The following is a 17,130-nucleotide window of genomic DNA, read 5'->3' on the forward strand; positions in this document are numbered from 1 at the left end:
GGGTGGGGTGAGAGGATGGTCGCCGTCCATTCTCGGTGATACCCGAGGCTCCCCACGCGAAGGGTCCCCCCGTGACCGACCGGCTCCGGCTCATGTGCGTCCACGCGCACCCGGACGACGAGTCCAGCAAGGGCGCGGCCACCATGGCCCGCTACGTCGCCGAGGGCCACGAGGTCCTCGTCGTCTCCTGCACCGGCGGCGAGCGCGGCGACGTCCTCAACCCCCGGCTGCAGGAGGACGCGCACATCCTGCGCGACCTCGCCCAGGTCCGCCGTGACGAGATGGCGCGCGCCCAGGAGATTCTCGGGGTCCAGCACGTCTGGCTCGGCTTCGTCGACTCCGGCCTGCCGGAGGGCGACCCCCTCCCGCCGCTGCCGGAGGGCTGCTTCGCGCTCGCCCCGATCGAGGTCACCTCCGAGGCGCTCGTCCGCGAGATCCGGCGGTTCCGCCCGCACGTCGTCACCACGTACGACGAGAACGGCGGCTACCCGCACCCCGACCACATCGCCTGCCACGACGTCTCGATCGCCGCCGTCGACGCCGCCGGCGACCCCAACGCCTTCCCCGCTGCCGGGCCGGCCTGGCAGCCGCTGAAGGTCTACTACAACCAGACCTTCAGCAAGGCCCGCATCGAGGCCTTCCACGAGGCGCTCACGGCGCTGGGCGAGGAGAGCCCGTACGCCGAGTGGCTGGAGAGCTGGTCGCGCCCCGACCGCACCGTGACCACGCGGGTGGAGTGCTCGGCGTACTTCGAGCAGCGCGACGCGGCGCTGCTCGCCCACGCGACGCAGGTCGACCCCGACGGCACCTGGTTCCGCGTGCCGCGCTCGGTGCAGGCGCAGGTCTGGCCCACCGAGGACTTCGAGGCCGCCCTGTCGTACGTGCCGATCGCCGAGGGGGAGGACGACCTGTTCGCCGGGCTGCCCACCGACGTCGCCGAGGCCGACGCCCTCGCCACCTCGGGCGGCCTCACGGTCGCCCTCGACACCCGCACGGAGCGTGAGGCATGACCTTCGCCGCCGACGCCCCCACGGCCGACACCGGACCGGGATTCGCGTCCTTCGTCGCCTTCTTCCTGCTCGCCCTCGCGCTGTGGTTCCTCATGCGGAACATGAACGCGCGGATGCGGCGGATGTCCTACCGGCAGCAACAGGCCGGCCGGGGCAAGGACGACCCGCAGGCCGACGGCTCGGTCGCCGACCGCGACGCCACGGACACCGACAGCGCCCCCGATGCGGGTGGGAGCAGCAGTGACGGCGGCGGCGACGGTGGGGGCGGCGGGGACTGAGCCCGGCCGCTCAGACCGTGGGGGTGCCCGTGAGGGCGAGCGACGCCGCGACGAAGTGCGCGGCGAACGCGAGGATGGTCAGCGCGTGGAAGACCTCGTGGAAGCCGAACCAGCGCGGCGACAGGTTGGGCCGCTTGATGCCGTAGACGAGGGCGCCGAGGCTGTACAGGACGCCACCGACGACGACCCACGCCATCACGGCGCCACCGGCGTGCTCGAGCAGCGGGCCGAAGTAGAACACCGCGACCCAGCCGAGCATCATGTAGGCCGGGACGTAGAGCCAGCGGGGGGCGCTGGTCCAGAACACCCGGAAGAGCACCCCGAGGATCGCGCCCGTCCACACGATGACGAGCATCCGGGTGGCCTGGTCGGTGGGCAGCAGCAGCGCGAACGGCGTGTAGGTGCCGGCGATGATGAGGAAGATGTTCGAGTGGTCGAACCGGCGCAGGAAGCCGCCGACCCGGGGGGACCAGGTGCCCCGGTGGTAGACCGCCGAGGTGCCGAAGAGCAGCACCGCGGTGCCGCCGAACACCGCGGCCGACACCTTGCCCTCGGTGGTGGTCGCGAGGACCACGAGGACGATGCCCATGACGAGGGCGAGCGGGGTCATCCCCGCGTGCAGCCAGCCACGCAGGTGGGGCTTGACGTGCTCGAGCGCGGCCTCGACGCGGGTCTCGAGGATCTCGAGCGGACCCGAGTCGGGGTCACGGCGTGCGTCGGGGCGGGTCATCGATCCAGACTAACCTACGCAACCGTAGGTTAGGGCGATCCCCGGGAGTGACTCCCGACGCACCGCCACCGCCCTGCGCGTCGTGGTCGACCCCGCCGCGGAGTAGCGTGGGAGGCACCGTGCGCGAGGAGCGCCACGGCTCCGGAGCAAGCGGGAGGACAGGGTCGATGGCGCTGAGTGACGTCCTCTACGCCGCCTACGCCCGACGCCTCACCAAGGCCCTCGGCGCGTCCTCCGTCCCGCGGCACGTCGGCGTCATGCTCGACGGCAACCGCCGCTGGGCCCGGGCCCGCGGCGCCGGGACGAGCGAGGGCCACCAAGCCGGCGCCGACAACATCGCCAACCTCCTGTCGTGGTGCGACGAGGTGGGGGTCGAGGTCGTCACCCTCTGGCTGCTCTCCACCGACAACCTCAACCGCCCCGAGGGTGAGCTGCGCCCCCTCCTCGGCATCATCGAGAAGACCATCGACACCCTCGCCGACGCGCACCGGTGGCGCATCCACCCCGTCGGCGCCCTCGACCTCCTGCCCGCCCAGACCGCCGCCCGCCTCAAGGGCGCCGAGGACCGCACCCGCGACGTCGAGGGGATGCTCGTCAACGTGGCCGTCGGCTACGGCGGCCGCCGCGAGATCGCCGACGCCGTGCGCTCGCTGCTCCAGGAGCAGGCCGAGAAGGGCACGAGCATCGAGGAGCTCGCCGAGGTCATCGACGTCGAGCACATCGCCGAGCACCTCTACACCAAGGGCCAGCCCGACCCCGACCTGGTGATCCGCACGTCGGGCGAGCAGCGGCTCGGCGGGTTCCTGCTCTGGCAGAGCGCGCACAGCGAGTTCTACTTCTGCGAGGCCTACTGGCCCGACTTCCGCAAGGTCGACTTCCTGCGCGCGCTGCGCGCCTTCGGCGAGCGCCAGCGCCGCTTCGGCTCCTGACCTCGGGGTCCCCCAAACGCCCCAGGGACACCACTGGTCACACCCGTCACAGGGGCCACCGACGAGGTCCGCAGGTCGGCCGAACGGCCCCTTCTGGGAGGTGCGCCGACACGCGCGCGAGGTCCGTGGAACCGCTCCCGCGCAGTCGTAGCGTCGGCACCACTAAGTCCCCTTCCTCAGGAGTGGCCATGGCTTCGAGCACCCGACCGGCACCGGCAGCAGCACGGGGGAAGGAGCCGCGTCGCACGTACGTGCTCGACACCTCGGTCCTCCTCGCCGACCCCCGCGCGATCACGCGCTTCAAGGAGCACGAGGTCGTCCTGCCGGTCGTCGTCGTCACCGAGCTCGAGGCCAAGAGGCACCACCCGGAGCTGGGCTACTTCGCCCGCACCGCGCTGCGGATGCTCGACGACCTGCGCATCTCCGCGGGCCGCCTCGACGCGCCGGTCCCGATCGGCGAGCACGGCGGCACGCTGCGCGTCGAGCTCAACCACACCGACACCACCTCGCTGCCCGCCGGCTTCCGCCTCGGCGACAACGACACCCGCATCCTCGCCGTGGCGCGCAACCTCGCCAACGAGGGCCGGATCGTCACGATCGTCAGCAAGGACCTCCCGATGCGCGTCAAGGCCTCGGCCTGCGGCATGGAGGCGGAGGAGTACCGCGCCGAGCTCGCCGTCGAGTCCGGCTGGACCGGCATGCGCGAGCTCGACGTCACGGTCGAGGAGATGGACCACCTCTACGAGTACGGCCGCCTCGAGAGCGTCGAGGCCGCCGAGCTGCCGTGCCACACGGGCCTGAAGCTGTTGTCGCCCAGAGGTTCCGGCCTCGGCCGGGTCGGCCCCGACAAGCAGGTGCGCCTCGTGCGCGGCGACCGCGACGCCTTCGGCCTGCACGGCCGCAGCGCCGAGCAGCGCATCGCCCTCGACCTCCTCATGGACCCCGACATCGGCATCGTCAGCCTCGGCGGGCGCGCCGGCACCGGCAAGTCGGCGCTCGCCCTGTGCGCCGGCATCGAGGCCGTGATGGAGCGCCGCCAGCAGCGCAAGGTCGTCGTCTTCCGCCCGCTCTACGCCGTCGGCGGCCAGGAGCTCGGCTACCTGCCCGGGTCCGAGGCCGAGAAGATGAACCCGTGGGGCCAGGCGGTCTTCGACACCCTGTCGGCCCTGGTGTCCCGCGAGGTCGTCGAGGAGATCCTCGACCGCGGCATGCTCGAGGTCCTCCCGTTGACGCACATCCGCGGACGCAGCCTCCACGACGCCTTCGTCATCGTCGACGAGGCGCAGAGCCTCGAGCGCAACGTCCTGCTCACGGTCCTGTCGCGGATCGGGCAGAACTCGCGCGTCGTCCTCACCCACGACGTCGCCCAGCGCGACAACCTGCGGGTCGGGCGGCACGACGGGGTCGTGGCGGTCGTCGAGGCGCTCAAGGGGCACCCGCTGTTCGCCCACGTCACGCTGACGCGGTCCGAGCGCAGCCCCATCGCGGCCCTCGTCACCGACCTCCTCGAGGGCATCGAGATCTGAGCACGGCCTCGACGGAGCGGGTGTGGTGGGCCTGAAGACGGTCCTCAGTTGGCGATTTCCCCTCGCCGGGGACTTCGCCTAGGGTAAGGTCTCGATTCGGTAACGCTGCCAGGTGGATGCGCTGCATCCCGGCCGTCACCACCACCCGTTCCACGAGAGGTCCCTGCTGCACCCATGGGTCGACACGCTCCGCGCCACGCCCCTCGCCATGCCGGCTCCCGGCACGCGGGGCGCTCGGGGATGTCCAAGGCCGCGCGCCGTGCCCTGGGCCGCCCCGTCGTCACCGCCGGCGTCGCCGCCGCGCTGCTGTCGACCGGGGCCATCGCCGCCGCCTCCTCCGGGGGTGCCGCGAGCGCGGACACGCTGACCTTCGCCGTCGACGCCCTCACCTCGAGCGCGTCCACGGAGCAGAGCAAGACCGAGATGGCCGACCTCGCCCGCGTGGCCGCCGACCGCAGCGCCACCAACGCGCAGCGCTCCGCCGCGGCCGCGCGCAACGCCCAGGTCGAGAAGGCGCGCGCCGCCAAGCTGGCCAAGCAGCGCAAGGCCGCCGCCGAGCGCGCTGCCCGCGCGGCCGAGCGCACGCGCATCATCGCCAACGCCCAGAAGGACCCCAAGGCCGTCGCCCGCATCCTGCTCCCCGAGTTCGGCTACGGCGACGCGCAGTGGCCGTGCCTGGACCAGCTGTGGATCGGCGAGAGCGACTGGCGCTGGTGGGCCGAGAACTCCTCGTCGGGCGCCTACGGCATCCCGCAGTCCCTCCCGGGCCGCAAGATGGCGACGATGGGCAGCGACTGGCGCACCAACCCGGTCACCCAGATCCGCTGGGGCCTGGACTACATCAAGAAGTCCTACGGCACCCCGTGCAACGCCCTCGACCAGTGGAACGCCCGCTCGCCGCACTGGTACTGAGCCGGCCCGTTCCGCCCCACGGGGTGAGCCGCGTCAGAGCTTGCGCAGCCGGATCTTCGTCACGGCGTGGTCCGCGCCCTTGGTGAGGACGAGCGTCGCCCGCTCCCGCGTCGGCAGGACGTTCTCCACGAGGTTCGGCTCGTTGATCCGCTCCCAGATGCCCGCTGCCGTCTCGCGGGCCTCCTCGTCGCTGAGCCCCGCGTAGCGGTGGAAGTACGACTGCGGGTCGGCGAAGGCCGTCTCGCGCAGGCGCAGGAAGCGCTCGACGTACCAGGTGCGGATCTCCTCCACCGGGGCGTCGACGTAGACCGAGAAGTCGAAGTAGTCCGAGATCGCGCCCGTGCTCGACCCGTCGGGGCGCACCGTGGGCGGCTGGAGGACGTTGAGCCCCTCGATGATGAGGACGTCCGGCTTGCGCACCCGCACCGTGTCGGGGAGGACGTCGTAGGTGAGGTGCGAGTAGTGCGGGGCCTCGACCACGGGCATCCCCGACTTCACGTCGGCGATGAAGCGGTGGAGCGCGCGCCGGTCGTACGACTCGGGAAAACCCTTGCGCTGCAGCAGCCCTCGCCGTTCGAGCTCGGCGTTGGAGTGGAGGAACCCGTCGGTCGTCACGAGCGCGACCCGCGGCGTGTGCGGCCAGCGGCTCATCAGCTCCTTGAGGATGCGGGCCGTCGTCGACTTGCCGACGGCCACCGACCCGGCGACCCCGACGACGAAGGGCACGCGGGCGGGGCGCTCGCCGAGGAACTCGCTCGTGGCCAGGCGCAGCCCGTGCACGGCCTCGACGTAGTAGTGCAGCAGCCGGGAGAGCGGGAGGTAGACCTCCTCGACCTCGCTGAGGTCGAGCCGGTCGCCGAGGCCGCGCAGCCGGGCCAGGTCCTTCTGCTCCAGGCTCATCGGCTGGTTCTCGCGCAGCCGTGACCACGCGGTCCGGTCGAGCTCGACGTACGGCGTCGGCGCGGCCTTGGGCCGGGAGGGCGAGCTCACGCGCGCCATTGTTGCGCATGGCCCGCGCCCACCCCGTCGCGGTGACCGGCGGGTCCCCGGCCGCCGACTAGGCTGGCCGTCATGTGCGGAATCGTCGGCTACGTGGGCCGGACCATGGACAGCACGGCGCTCGACGTCGTCATGGAGGGGCTGACCCGCCTCGAGTACCGCGGGTACGACTCCGCCGGTGTGGCCCTCGTGACCGAGGACGGGATCGAGGCCGACAAGCGCGCCGGCAAGCTCGAGAACCTGCGCACCGCCCTCGACGCGCACCCCCTCGCGGCCTCCCGCACGGCCATCGGGCACACCCGCTGGGCCACCCACGGCGGGCCCACCGACGGCAACGCCCACCCGCACCGCGGTGGCGACGGCGACCGGCTCGCCCTCATCCACAACGGCATCATCGAGAACTTCCACGCCCTGAAGAAGGAGCTCCTCGCGCAGGGGGCGGTCTTCCACAGCGAGACCGACACCGAGGTCGCGGCCAAGCTCGTCGGGCGCGAGTACGACGAGACCGGCGACCTCACCACGGCGATGCAGCGCGCGGTGCAGCGGCTCGAGGGCGCCTTCACGCTCCTCGCCGTGCACGCCGACAGCCCCGGCGTCGTCGTCGGGGCCCGGCGCAACAGCCCGCTCGTCGTGGGCCTCGGCGAGGGCGAGAACTTCCTCGGCAGCGACGTCGCGGCCTTCATCGGGTACACCCGCCACGCCCTCGAGCTCGGCCAGGACCAGATCGTCACGATCACCCCCGACGGGTACGACGTCATCGGCTTCGACGGCTCGCCCGCGCAGGGCAAGGCCTACGAGGTCACCTGGGACGCCGCGGCCGCCGAGAAGGGCGGCTTCGACACCTTCATGGAGAAGGAGATCCACGACCAGCCGCACGCCGTCGCCGACACCCTGCTCGGGCGCACCGACGAGTCGGGTCGGCTCGTCCTCGACGAGGTCCGCATCAGCGAGGAGCAGCTGCGCGCCGTCGACCGCATCACCATCGTCGCCTGCGGCACCGCGGCCTACGCCGGCATGGTCGCCAAGTACGCGATCGAGCACTGGACCCGGATCCCGGTCGAGGTCAGCCTCGCCCACGAGTTCCGGTACTGCGACCCCATCGTCGACGCCACCACGCTCGTCGTCTCCATCAGCCAGTCCGGCGAGACCATGGACACCCTCATGGCCGTCAAGCACGCCACCGAGCTGGGCGCGATGACGCTGTCGATCTGCAACACCCACGGCTCGACCATCCCGCGCGAGTCCGACGCCGTGCTCTACACGCACGCCGGGCCCGAGATCGCCGTCGCGTCGACCAAGGCGTTCCTCGCGCAGATCACCGCCTGCTACGTCCTGGGCCTCTACCTCGCGCAGCTGCGCGGCGAGACCTACGCCGACGACGCCAAGGCCGTCATGGCCGAGCTCCACGAGATCCCCGAGAAGATCGAGGACCTCCTCGGCCGGATGGACCGCGTGGTCGAGATGGCCAGGTTCATGGCCGACACCCGCTCGGTGCTCTTCCTCGGCCGCAACGTCGGCTACCCCATCGCCCTGGAGGGTGCGCTCAAGCTCAAGGAGCTCGCCTACATCCACGCCGAGGGCTTCGCGGCCGGCGAGCTCAAGCACGGGCCGATCGCGCTCATCGACGCCGGCCAGCCCGTGTTCGTCATCGTCCCCGCGCCCGACACCCCGCACGAGCTGCACAAGAAGGTCGTCTCCAACATCCAGGAGATCCGGGCCCGCGGGGCGCGCACCATCGTCGTCGCCCACGACGGCGACGAGGACGTCGTGCCGTTCGCGAGCGAGGTCATCCGCATCCCGCAGTGCTCGCCGCTCCTCGCGCCGCTGCTGTCGGTCGTGCCGCTGCAGGTGTTCGCGCTCCAGCTGTCCACCGCCAAGGGCCTCGACGTCGACCAGCCGCGGAACCTGGCGAAGAGCGTCACCGTCGAGTGACCGGGGGCGAGCGGTGATCGTCGGCGTCGGGATCGACGTCGTCGACGTCGCGCGCTTCGGCGCCACCCTCGAGCGCACCCCCAGCCTGCGCGAGCGGCTCTTCACCCCCGCCGAGCGGGTGCTCCCGCTCAACTCCCTCGCCGCGCGGTTCGCCGCGAAGGAGGCCCTGGCCAAGGCGCTCGGCGCCCCCGCGGGCATGCACTGGCAGGACGCCGAGGTGCACCGCGGCGCCGACGGCCGGCCGCACCTCGAGGTGCGCGGCACCGTCGCGGCGCAGGTCGAGCGGCTCGGCATCGGGTCGCTGCACGTCTCCCTGTCCCACGACGCGGGGATCGCCTCGGCGGTCGTCGTGGCGGAGGCGGCGAGCGGGGGCGGCACGTGATCGAGGCGTTCGCGGTCGACGCCGTCGTCGCGGCGGAGCAGGCGCTGCTCGCCACCCTCGACGACGGCGAGCTGATGGCGCGCGCCGTCGAGGGCCTCGTGGCGGTCGCCGGTGCCCGGCTCGAGTCCGCTGACGGCCGGTCGGTCGCCGCCCTGGTCGGGCCGGGCAACAACGGCGCCGACGCCCTGTACGCCGTCGCGGCCCTCGCGAGCGCCGGCTGGAACGCCGTCGCCGTGCACCACGACACCGTGCACGAGGGGGCACGCCTGGCCGCGGAGGCCGCGGGCGTCGTCCTCACCACCGACCCGGCGCTGCTCGAGGAGGCCGACGTCGTCCTCGACGGGGTCCTCGGGCTCGGTGCCCGTCCGGGACTGCCGGACTGGGCGGCCGCGTGGGTCGCGGCCGTGCCCGAGTCGGCACACGTCATCGCCGTCGACCTGCCCTCCGGACAGGACCCGATGGGCGGTGCGCTCGACCCCGACGGCGTCCTCGCCGACGAGACGGTCACGTTCTCCGTGGCCAAGCCGGTGCACCTCCTGCCGCCCACCGAGCAGGCCTGCGGCGTGCTCACCGTGGTCGACATAGGGCTCGAGGTCGACGCCGTACCCCTCGTCCGCCGGCTCGACCACGACGACGTCGCCGACCTCTGGCCCGTGCCGGTGGCCTCCGACGACAAGTACTCGCGCGGGGTGGTAGGGATCATCGCCGGTGGCGAGTCCTACACGGGCGCAGCGGTTCTCGCGGTCACGGCTGCGGTCGAGGCGGGTGCCGGGATGGTCCGGTACGTCGGTCCGCCCGCTCCCTCCGACCTCGTGCGCGCCGCGGTGCCGGAGGCGGTCCACGGGGTCGGTCGCGTTCAGGCGTGGGTCGTCGGGCCGGGGCTCGACACCGCCTCGCGCGCGGCCGGGGCGAAGGCCCAGCTCGACGCCGCCCGCGACGCCCTGGCCGGCGCGGAGCCGGTCGTCGTCGACGCCGGCGGGCTCGACCTCCTCGACGCCGACGTCCTCGCCGCTCGCGCCGGCCCCACCCTGCTCACCCCGCACGCGGGGGAGTGCGCCACGCTGCTGACCCGGCTCGGCGACTCGCCGGTCGAGCGGTCGGCCGTCGAGGCGGCGCCCCTGGCCCACGCCCGCGCCCTCGCCGACCTCACCGGGGCCACCGTGCTCCTCAAGGGCGCGACCACCCTCGTCGTCCCTCCCGGGGAGGGTGCCACGGTCCACAGCCAGGCCGACGCCCCGGCCTGGTTGGCGACGGCCGGCGCCGGCGACGTCCTCGCCGGCCTGCTCGGCACGCTCGTGGCCGCTGGTCTGCCGGTGGCGGAGGCGGGGGCCCTGGGTGCGCTGGTCCACGGGGTCGCCGCCGACCGGGCCAACCCCGGGGGGCCGGTGCGCGCGCTCGCGGTCGCCCACGCCCTCCCGCAGACGGTGGGCCACCTGCTGGGTCGGCGCCCGGCCCCGCCGTCCTAGACTCGTGGGCTCATGACCACGACACCCGACCCCGCCACCGACCCCGCCACCGCGGGCCTGTCGGCGTGGGTCGACATCGACCTCGACGCGATCCGCGACAACGTGGCCGAGCTGGGTCGCCGCGCGGGGTCCGCGCAGGTCATGGCGGTCGTCAAGGCCGACGCGTACGGGCACGGGCTCGAGCCGTCGGCCCGGGCCGCGCTCGCCGGCGGGGCCACCTGGCTCGGTGTCGCGCAGCTCGCCGAGGCGCTCGAGCTGCGCCGCGCCGGTGTCACCGCGCCCGTGCTCACCTGGCTGTTCCCCCCGGGCGCCGACGTCGCCGGGGCGATCGACGCCGACATCGACGTCACCGTCAGCAGCCCGTGGAGCCTGGACGCCGTGCTGGCCGCGGCCCGCGACCGGGGCCGCCCCGCGCGCATCCAGCTGAAGGTCGACACCGGGCTCGGGCGCAACGGCTCGCTCACCGACTGGTCGGAGGTCGTCGCGGCGGTCGCGCGCGCCCAGGCGGAGGAGGCGGTCGAGGTCACCGGGGTGTGGTCGCACTTCGCCTACGCCGACGCGCCGCAGCACCCCACCGTCCGGGCGCAGCAGGAGCGCTTCGTCGAGGCCGCTGCCGAGCTCGAGCGCGCCGGGGTGCGTCCCGGGCTGCGCCACCTCGCGAACTCCGCCGCGACGCTGACCAACCCCTCGGCGCACTTCGACCTCGTCCGCCCCGGCGTCGCCGTCTACGGGCTCTCGCCGGTCCCCGACCTCGGGTCACCCGCCGACTTCGGCCTGCGCGAGGCGATGAGGGTCACCGCCCGGCTGGCCGGCGTGAAGAAGGCCCCCGCCGGGCAGGGCGTCAGCTACGGCCACGAGTACACGACGACGCAGGACACCCTCCTCGGGCTGGTGCCCATGGGCTACGCCGACGGGGTCCCGCGCTCGGCCGGCAACCGTGGGCCGGTGCTCGCCGGCGGGCGCCGGTACACCCTGGCCGGACGGGTCTGCATGGACCAGGTGGTCCTCGACCTCGGCCCCGACGCCACCGTGCAGCCGGGTGACGAGGTCGTCCTCCTCGGCCGCGGCGCCGACGGCGAGCCCACCGCCCAGGACTGGGCCGAGGCCGCCGGCACCATCAACTACGAGATCGTCACCCGGATGGGGCCGCGCCTCCCGCGCCGCCACCTCGGAGGTCGGGACTGATGGCACTGCGGGCACTCGCGCCGCTCGGCGCTGCCGCGAACCTCGTCGGCGAGCGGGTCGTGCGGGCGCGGTCGGGCTTCCGGTCGGTCGACGCCCCCGACGGCTGGGCCCACACGCCCACCGAGTCCCTCACCGTGAACACCGAGGACGGCGTCGCCCTCCACGTCGAGATCGACGCCCCCGAGACGGCCAGCCGCAGCCGCCGGCACGTCACCGGGCGGATGCCGACGGTCGTCCTCGTGCACGGGTTCGCCCTGTCGATGCGGTCGTGGGTGCTGCAGCGCCGCGCCCTCATCCACGAGGGGTACCGCGTCGTCAGCTACGACCAGCGCGGGCACGGTCGCTCGGGCACCGCCGCGCTCGCCTCCTGCACCATCGCCCAGCTCGGGCGCGACCTCTCCGCCGTCCTCGACGCCACCTGCGCGAGCGGTCCGGTCGTCCTCATCGGCCACTCGATGGGCGGGATGTCGGTGATGTCGTACGTCGGGCAGCACCCCGACGTCGTGCGCGACCGGGTGCTCGCCGTGGCGCTGGTCTCCACCAGCCCCGGCGGCCGGGAGATGACCGAGTTCGGGCTGGGGCCCACCGTGGGGCGTGTCGTCGGCTCGCTCGGCCCCGGCGTCCTCACCCGGATGTCGCGGCACGCGGGCCCGATCGGACTGCTGCGCAAGGTCGGCAAGGGCGTGCAGGACCTCGCCGTGCAGCGGTGGGCCTTCGACTCCCCGGTGAGCACCGACCTCGTCGACCTCGTCGGCGAGATGATCTTCTCGACGTCCTTCGACGTCATGGCCGCGTTCCTCCCCGACATCGACTCCCTCGACCTCGGCGGGGACCTCGGTGCCCTCACCGGCATCGAGACCCTGGTGATGAACGGGGCGGGCGACCTCATCACGCCGGCGTCGCACAGCGAGGAGATCGTCCGGCGGGTGCCCGGCGCCGAGCACGTCGTCGTCGAGGACGCCGGCCACATCCTCCAGCTGGAGCACCCGGACGTCGTCACGCAGCAGCTGCTCATGCTCATCGCGCGGGCGCAGCGCGCCGTCGCCGAGGGCATCCCGGTCAGCAGCAAGCCGCGGGTGCGGCGCACTGTGCAGGACATCTCCAAGAAGCGTCGGGTGGAGAAGGCCCGGGCCTCCCGCGGGACGGACGCCGCGTCATGAGCGCGCGCCGCGTCGTCCTCACCACGGTCGCCGACACGCAGGCCCTCGGCCTGGCGCTCGGGCGGCTGCTCGCGCCGGGTGACCTCGTCGTCCTCACCGGCGGCCTGGGCGCCGGCAAGACGACCCTGACGCAGGGTCTGGGGGAGGGGCTGGGCGTGCGCGGGCCGGTCACGTCGCCGACCTTCGTCATCGCCCGGGTGCACCCGTCGCTCGTGGGCGGGCCGCCGCTCGTGCACGTCGACGCCTACCGGCTGGGCGGCGCGCTCGAGCTCGACGACCTCGACCTCGACGCCGACGTCGCCTCCTCGGTCACCGTCGTCGAGTGGGGCCACGGGCTGGCCGAGGACCTCAGCGAGGACCGGCTCGAGGTGGTGCTCGACGTCGACACCGCGAGCGAGGTCCGCACCGCCACCGTCACGGGCGTCGGAGGGCGGTGGGCCACGGCCGCCGCCGGCGACGCCCTCGCGACGCTGGGAGGCACGCCGTGATCGTCCTCGGCATCGACACCACGACCTCGGCCATCGCCGTGGGGCTCGCCGACGGCGCTCGCGTGCTCGCGTCGCTGGCGCGGGTCGACGCCCGCGGGCACACGGAGCATCTCGCGCCGCTCGTGCAGCGGCTCCTCGACGACGCCGGCCTGACCCCGCGCGACCTCACCGACGTGGTGGTCGGCACCGGTCCCGGGCCCTTCACCGGGCTGCGGGTCGGGATGGTGACCGGCGTGACGATGGGCCACGCCCTCGGCCTCCCGGTGCACGGCGTCTGCTCCCTCGACGTCCTCGCCCACGCCGCCCTCGGCGCGCACGACGAGGTGCTCGTCGCCACCGACGCGCGGCGCAAGGAGGTCTACTGGGCGCGCTACCGGGCCGGGTCCGGCGGGGTCGGGCTCGATGCCGTGGTGCGGGTGGGTGACCCAGCGGTCGACCGCCCGGCCGAGCTCCCCGAGGACGTCCGGTCGCTGCCGACGGCCGGCCGCGGTCCGGTGCTCTACCCGGAGCTCTTCCCGCACGCGCTCGAGCCGCTCGACGTCGATGCCGGCCTCCTCGCCCTCCTCGGGGCGCAGGGGGTGGCGGCGGGCCGGTCGATGCCCGTGGAGCCGCTGTACCTGCGGCGCCCGGATGCACTGACGACCGCCGAGCGGGCCAGGGCGTGATGACCGTGGCGGTGCACGAGCGCGGTGCCACGGGCGAGGCGGCGGTTGCGGGGCTGCGCGACGCGGCCTGGACCGATGTCGCCTCGCTGGTGGCGCTGGAGGCCGAGCTGTTCCCGCACGACCCGTGGTCGGAGCCGTCCTGGTGGTCCGAGCTGGCCGCCCGTCCCCGGCGCGACTACGTGGTCGTGGCCGACGAGGTGGGCCTGCTCGGGTACGCCGGCCTCGACCACGGTGGCGACGTCGCCGACGTGATGACCGTGGCGACCGCGCCGCGGGCCCGCGGGCGCGGCCTCGGTGGCGGGCTCCTCGCCGAGCTCGAGCGACGTGCGGCCGCCCGGGGCGCCGAGCACGTGATGCTCGAGGTGCGCGCCGACAACGCACCCGCGCGGGCGCTCTACGACCGCGCCGGGTACGTGCTGCTCACCACCCGCCGCCGCTACTACCAGCCGGGCGACGTCGACGCCCTGGTGCTGCGAAAGACGCTCTCCGGGAGGGAGATCCGCGATGCGTGACGAACCACTGGTCCTCGGCATCGAGACCTCGTGCGACGAGACGGGCGTCGGGATCGTGCGCGGCGAGACGCTGCTCGTCGACGCCATCGCCAGCAGCGTCGACGAGCACGCGCGCTTCGGCGGGGTCGTCCCCGAGGTCGCGAGCCGCGCCCACCTCCAGGCCATGGTGCCCACGATCGAACGCGCCTGCACCACAGCGGGAGTCGCGCTGCGCGACCTCGACGCGATTGCCGTCACGTCCGGCCCCGGCCTCGCGGGGGCGCTGATGGTGGGCGTGGCCTCGGCCAAGGCGCTCGCGCTGTCGCTGGGCGTGCCGCTCTACGGCGTCAACCACCTCGCGTCGCACGTGGCCGTCGACATCGTCGAGCACGGGCCGCTGCCCGAGCCCACCCTGGCGATGCTCGTGTCCGGGGGCCACTCCTCGCTGCTGCTCGTCCCCGACGTCACCAACGACATCCGCAGCCTCGGCTCGACCATCGACGACGCCGCCGGGGAGGCGTTCGACAAGGTCGCCCGCGTCCTCGGGTTGCCGTTCCCCGGTGGGCCGCACATCGACCGGATGGCGCGCGAGGGGCAGGTCGTCATCGACTTCCCCCGTGGGCTGACGACGGGCCGCGACATGGAGCGGCACCGCTTCGACTTCTCGTTCTCCGGACTCAAGACGGCCGTGTCGCGCTGGGTGCAGGCGAAGGAGGCTGCGGGAGAGCCGGTTCCGGTCGCTGACGTCGCGGCGTCGTTCCAGGAGGCCGTCACCGACGTGCTCACCCGCAAGGCGCTGCTCGCGTGCAAGGAGAACGGCGTGGGGCACCTGCAGATCGGCGGCGGGGTGGCGGCGAACTCCCGGCTGCGGGCGATGGCGCAGGAGCGCTGCGACGCCGCCGGCATCGAGCTGCGCGTGCCGCGGCCGGGGCTGTGCACCGACAACGGCGCGATGGTCGCGGCGCTCGGGGCGCAGATGGTCCTCAAGGGGCGCACGCCGTCCGACCTCGACATCCCGGCCGACTCCTCGATGCCGGTCACCGAGATCTCGGCCTGAGCCGACCTTCTCGGCGCCTCGCGTCGTGGCAGGGTGCAGGCATGGCCGACGACCTCGCCCACGACATCGACCGCGTCTGCCGCCTGTCGGGGTCCTTCCTCCTGCGGTCAGGACGCACGGCCACCGAGTACTTCGACAAGTACCGATTCGAGGCCGACCCGGCGCTGCTGCGCCGGGTGGTCGACCGGATGGTGGGCCTGCTGCCCGAGGACGCCGAGGTGCTCGGCGGGCTCGAGCTCGGTGGGGTGCCCATCGCCACGGTGCTCAGCCAGGTGACCGGGCTCCCCGTGGTCTTCGTCCGCAAGGCCGCGAAGGAGTACGGCACCCGTCGACTGGCCGAAGGGGCGGAGGTCGCCGGGCGCCGGGTCGTGCTCGTCGAGGACGTCATCACCACCGGCGGGGCGGTGCGCGCGGCCGCGACGGAGCTGCGGGAGGCCGGGGCCCTGGTGGAGGCCGTCGTGTGCGCCATCGACCGCAGCGACCCGGGCTCGGAGGTGCTGGCCGACGTGGGTCTCGAGGTGCGGTCGGCGCTGACCCTCTCCGACCTCGATGAGGCCCGCGCCTCCGCCTGACTCGATGACGCCCCCGCCTCCGCCTGACCTCCATCGCGACCTACCGCCTGGTACGCGGGGTGATCACCCCACCGACTACGCGGTAGCCCGCGCCATGGAGCGCGCTACGGGGCAGTAGGTGTCGTGATCACAGCGCTTACTGCCCCGTAGCGGGTGCTGGATGAGGCCTGCGCCCCCGCCTTTCCTCGCCGGGCTCGATGAACTGGCAACCGCCACGACGACGACGCCTGACGGCCGCGCCGCAGCGTCTGGTTCACCCGGTCAGGGCATGCCGCGGCGGCCGTGGGTGCGTGGAGCGTCGTAACCGCCCTCGGGCGCGACCATCTCGGCCCGGACCCCGAGGAGGCGCACCGGCCGGTCGTCCTCCAGGGCCCGGAACAGCGCGATGGCCGTGCTCGCGATGACGTCCGGGTCCCACGTCGCCTCCGCCAGCTTGCGCGACCGGTTGACCGTGAAGAACGGCACGAACCGCACCTTGAGGTGAACGCGGGCGCACGGCCGCCCTTCGGCGCTGATGTCGTCGACCACCTGCGCTGCGAGCGCCCGTACCGCGTCCTCGACCTCCTCGGGGGAGCGCAGGTCGCTCTGGTACGTCGTCTCGCGCCCGTGGGCGCGCGGCACCCACGGGGTGTCGTCGACCTCCGAGCTCCCCTCGCCCTGACCGAGCTCGCGCAGCCACGGACCGGACTGCGGGCCGAACTCCGCTGCCAGCAGGGCGTCCTCAGCGGTCGCAAGGTCGTGGACGGTGAGGACGCCCAGGGCAGCCAGCCGCTGCGAGATGCGGCTGCCCACGCCCCACAGGTCCTGGGTCGGCTTGGGCCCCATCACCTCGAACCAGTTCTCCCGGGTGAGCCGGAAGGTGCCGCGGGGCTTGCCGAACTCGGTGGCGATCTTCGCCCGCACCTTGGTGTCGCCGACGCCGATGCTGCAGTGCAGCCGGGTCGCGCTGAGGACGTCGTCCTGCAGGCGGCGCGCCACGTCCTCCGGGTCGGTGGTCTCGATGCCGACGAACGCCTCGTCCCAGCCGAGCACCTCGACGACGGCCCCGGGCAGGGCGCGCAGCGTGTCCATGACGACGGCGGAGGCCGCGTCGTACGTCGGCTTGTCGACCGGGAGGAACACCGCGTCGGGGCAGCGCTTGAGCGCCGTGCGCAGCGGCATCCCCGACCGCACCCCGAACTCGCGCGCCTCGTACGACGCGGTGGACACCACCGCGCGCTCGGTGGGGTCGCCACGTCCTCCGACGACGACGGGCAGCCCGGCCAGCTCGGGCCGCCGCAGGACCTCGACGGCAGCGATGAACTGGTCCATGTCGACGTGCAGGACCCAGGCGGTCATGACCCCATCG

Annotated in this window: 18 protein-coding genes; 15 read left to right on the plus strand and 3 right to left on the minus strand. The window is 73.7% G+C overall.

Translation table 11 applies throughout. The features are described 5' to 3' along the window. Positions 1-71: 71 nt before the first annotated feature. Complete coding sequence (mca, locus tag ACFLFB_RS04890) at positions 72-1,010, plus strand: mycothiol conjugate amidase Mca (RefSeq protein WP_392544583.1); 939 nt, start codon at positions 72-74, stop codon at positions 1,008-1,010. Next, positions 1,007-1,288, plus strand: coding sequence for a hypothetical protein (locus ACFLFB_RS04895; RefSeq protein WP_392544584.1), 282 nt, complete (start codon positions 1,007-1,009; stop codon positions 1,286-1,288). The genes mca and ACFLFB_RS04895 overlap by 4 nt, the downstream gene beginning before the upstream one ends. A gap of 10 nt (positions 1,289-1,298) precedes the next feature. Here ACFLFB_RS04895 and ACFLFB_RS04900 read toward each other — a convergent pair whose 3' ends face one another. Then, positions 1,299-2,018 carry a hemolysin III family protein gene (locus tag ACFLFB_RS04900; RefSeq protein WP_392544585.1) on the minus strand — a complete coding sequence of 240 codons (720 nt, stop codon included), beginning with the start codon at positions 2,016-2,018 and terminating at the stop codon, positions 1,299-1,301. A 167-nt stretch (positions 2,019-2,185) separates the two neighbouring features. Between ACFLFB_RS04900 and ACFLFB_RS04905 the strand changes: the two genes are divergently transcribed. The 3 genes from ACFLFB_RS04905 to ACFLFB_RS04915 all read left to right on the plus strand — a co-directional run bounded on the left by ACFLFB_RS04905 (position 2,186) and on the right by ACFLFB_RS04915 (position 5,385). Next, positions 2,186-2,947, plus strand: a complete 762-nt coding sequence (locus tag ACFLFB_RS04905) for an isoprenyl transferase (RefSeq protein ID WP_392544586.1) — start codon at positions 2,186-2,188, stop codon at positions 2,945-2,947. A gap of 188 nt (positions 2,948-3,135) precedes the next feature. Beyond that, a complete protein-coding gene (locus tag ACFLFB_RS04910) occupies positions 3,136-4,473 on the plus strand; it encodes a PhoH family protein (RefSeq protein ID WP_392544587.1) in 1,338 nt (445 codons plus the stop codon). 240 nt (positions 4,474-4,713) lie between these two features. Continuing rightward, a complete protein-coding gene (locus tag ACFLFB_RS04915) occupies positions 4,714-5,385 on the plus strand; it encodes a hypothetical protein (protein ID WP_392544588.1) in 672 nt (223 codons plus the stop codon). 33 nt (positions 5,386-5,418) lie between these two features. Here ACFLFB_RS04915 and coaA read toward each other — a convergent pair whose 3' ends face one another. Then, positions 5,419-6,384: a type I pantothenate kinase gene (gene coaA / locus ACFLFB_RS04920; RefSeq protein ID WP_392544589.1), complete on the minus strand. Its 966-nt coding sequence runs from the start codon at positions 6,382-6,384 to the stop codon at positions 5,419-5,421. Between the two features lie 72 nt (positions 6,385-6,456). On the opposite strand from coaA, the gene glmS reads away from it, so the two are divergent. Genes glmS through pyrE form a run of 10 tightly spaced genes read left to right on the plus strand, consistent with a single transcriptional unit; the run spans position 6,457 to position 15,782 of the window. Beyond that, positions 6,457-8,316: a glutamine--fructose-6-phosphate transaminase (isomerizing) gene (gene glmS, locus ACFLFB_RS04925; protein ID WP_392544590.1), complete on the plus strand. Its 1,860-nt coding sequence runs from the start codon at positions 6,457-6,459 to the stop codon at positions 8,314-8,316. 13 nt (positions 8,317-8,329) lie between these two features. Beyond that, the gene (locus tag ACFLFB_RS04930) at positions 8,330-8,698 is read left to right on the plus strand and encodes a holo-ACP synthase (protein WP_392544591.1); all 369 of its coding nucleotides are present in this window, start codon (positions 8,330-8,332) and stop codon (positions 8,696-8,698) included. Beyond that, the gene (locus ACFLFB_RS04935) at positions 8,695-10,164 is read left to right on the plus strand and encodes a bifunctional ADP-dependent NAD(P)H-hydrate dehydratase/NAD(P)H-hydrate epimerase (protein WP_392544592.1); all 1,470 of its coding nucleotides are present in this window, start codon (positions 8,695-8,697) and stop codon (positions 10,162-10,164) included. Before ACFLFB_RS04930 ends, ACFLFB_RS04935 begins: the two co-directional genes overlap by 4 nt. A 12-nt stretch (positions 10,165-10,176) precedes the next feature. Continuing rightward, positions 10,177-11,349 (plus strand): alanine racemase, encoded by a 1,173-nt coding sequence (alr, locus tag ACFLFB_RS04940; protein WP_392544593.1) that lies wholly within the window; start codon positions 10,177-10,179, stop codon positions 11,347-11,349. Then, on the plus strand, positions 11,349-12,509 hold the full coding sequence (locus tag ACFLFB_RS04945) for an alpha/beta fold hydrolase (RefSeq protein ID WP_392544594.1): 1,161 nt from the start codon (positions 11,349-11,351) through the stop codon (positions 12,507-12,509). Before alr ends, ACFLFB_RS04945 begins: the two co-directional genes overlap by 1 nt. Beyond that, positions 12,506-12,997, plus strand: coding sequence for a tRNA (adenosine(37)-N6)-threonylcarbamoyltransferase complex ATPase subunit type 1 TsaE (tsaE, locus tag ACFLFB_RS04950; protein WP_392544595.1), 492 nt, complete (start codon positions 12,506-12,508; stop codon positions 12,995-12,997). Before ACFLFB_RS04945 ends, tsaE begins: the two co-directional genes overlap by 4 nt. Then, positions 12,994-13,662, plus strand: coding sequence for a tRNA (adenosine(37)-N6)-threonylcarbamoyltransferase complex dimerization subunit type 1 TsaB (tsaB, locus tag ACFLFB_RS04955; RefSeq protein ID WP_392544596.1), 669 nt, complete (start codon positions 12,994-12,996; stop codon positions 13,660-13,662). The genes tsaE and tsaB overlap by 4 nt, the downstream gene beginning before the upstream one ends. After that, positions 13,662-14,174, plus strand: a complete 513-nt coding sequence (rimI, locus tag ACFLFB_RS04960) for a ribosomal protein S18-alanine N-acetyltransferase (RefSeq protein ID WP_392545383.1) — start codon at positions 13,662-13,664, stop codon at positions 14,172-14,174. Before tsaB ends, rimI begins: the two co-directional genes overlap by 1 nt. Then, positions 14,167-15,210, plus strand: a complete 1,044-nt coding sequence (tsaD, locus tag ACFLFB_RS04965) for a tRNA (adenosine(37)-N6)-threonylcarbamoyltransferase complex transferase subunit TsaD (RefSeq protein ID WP_392544597.1) — start codon at positions 14,167-14,169, stop codon at positions 15,208-15,210. The genes rimI and tsaD overlap by 8 nt, the downstream gene beginning before the upstream one ends. A 41-nt stretch (positions 15,211-15,251) precedes the next feature. Then, positions 15,252-15,782: an orotate phosphoribosyltransferase gene (gene pyrE, locus ACFLFB_RS04970; protein ID WP_392544598.1), complete on the plus strand. Its 531-nt coding sequence runs from the start codon at positions 15,252-15,254 to the stop codon at positions 15,780-15,782. Between the two features lie 261 nt (positions 15,783-16,043). Here the strand turns inward: pyrE and ACFLFB_RS04975 are convergent, their stop codons facing one another. Beyond that, on the minus strand, positions 16,044-17,120 hold the full coding sequence (locus ACFLFB_RS04975) for a DNA polymerase IV (protein WP_392544599.1): 1,077 nt from the start codon (positions 17,118-17,120) through the stop codon (positions 16,044-16,046). Positions 17,121-17,130: the final 10 nt, after the last annotated feature.

Origin of the sequence: Oryzobacter telluris (genome assembly GCF_043099285.1) — a bacterium.
Classification (GTDB): Bacteria; Actinomycetota; Actinomycetes; order Actinomycetales; family Dermatophilaceae; genus Oryzobacter; species Oryzobacter telluris.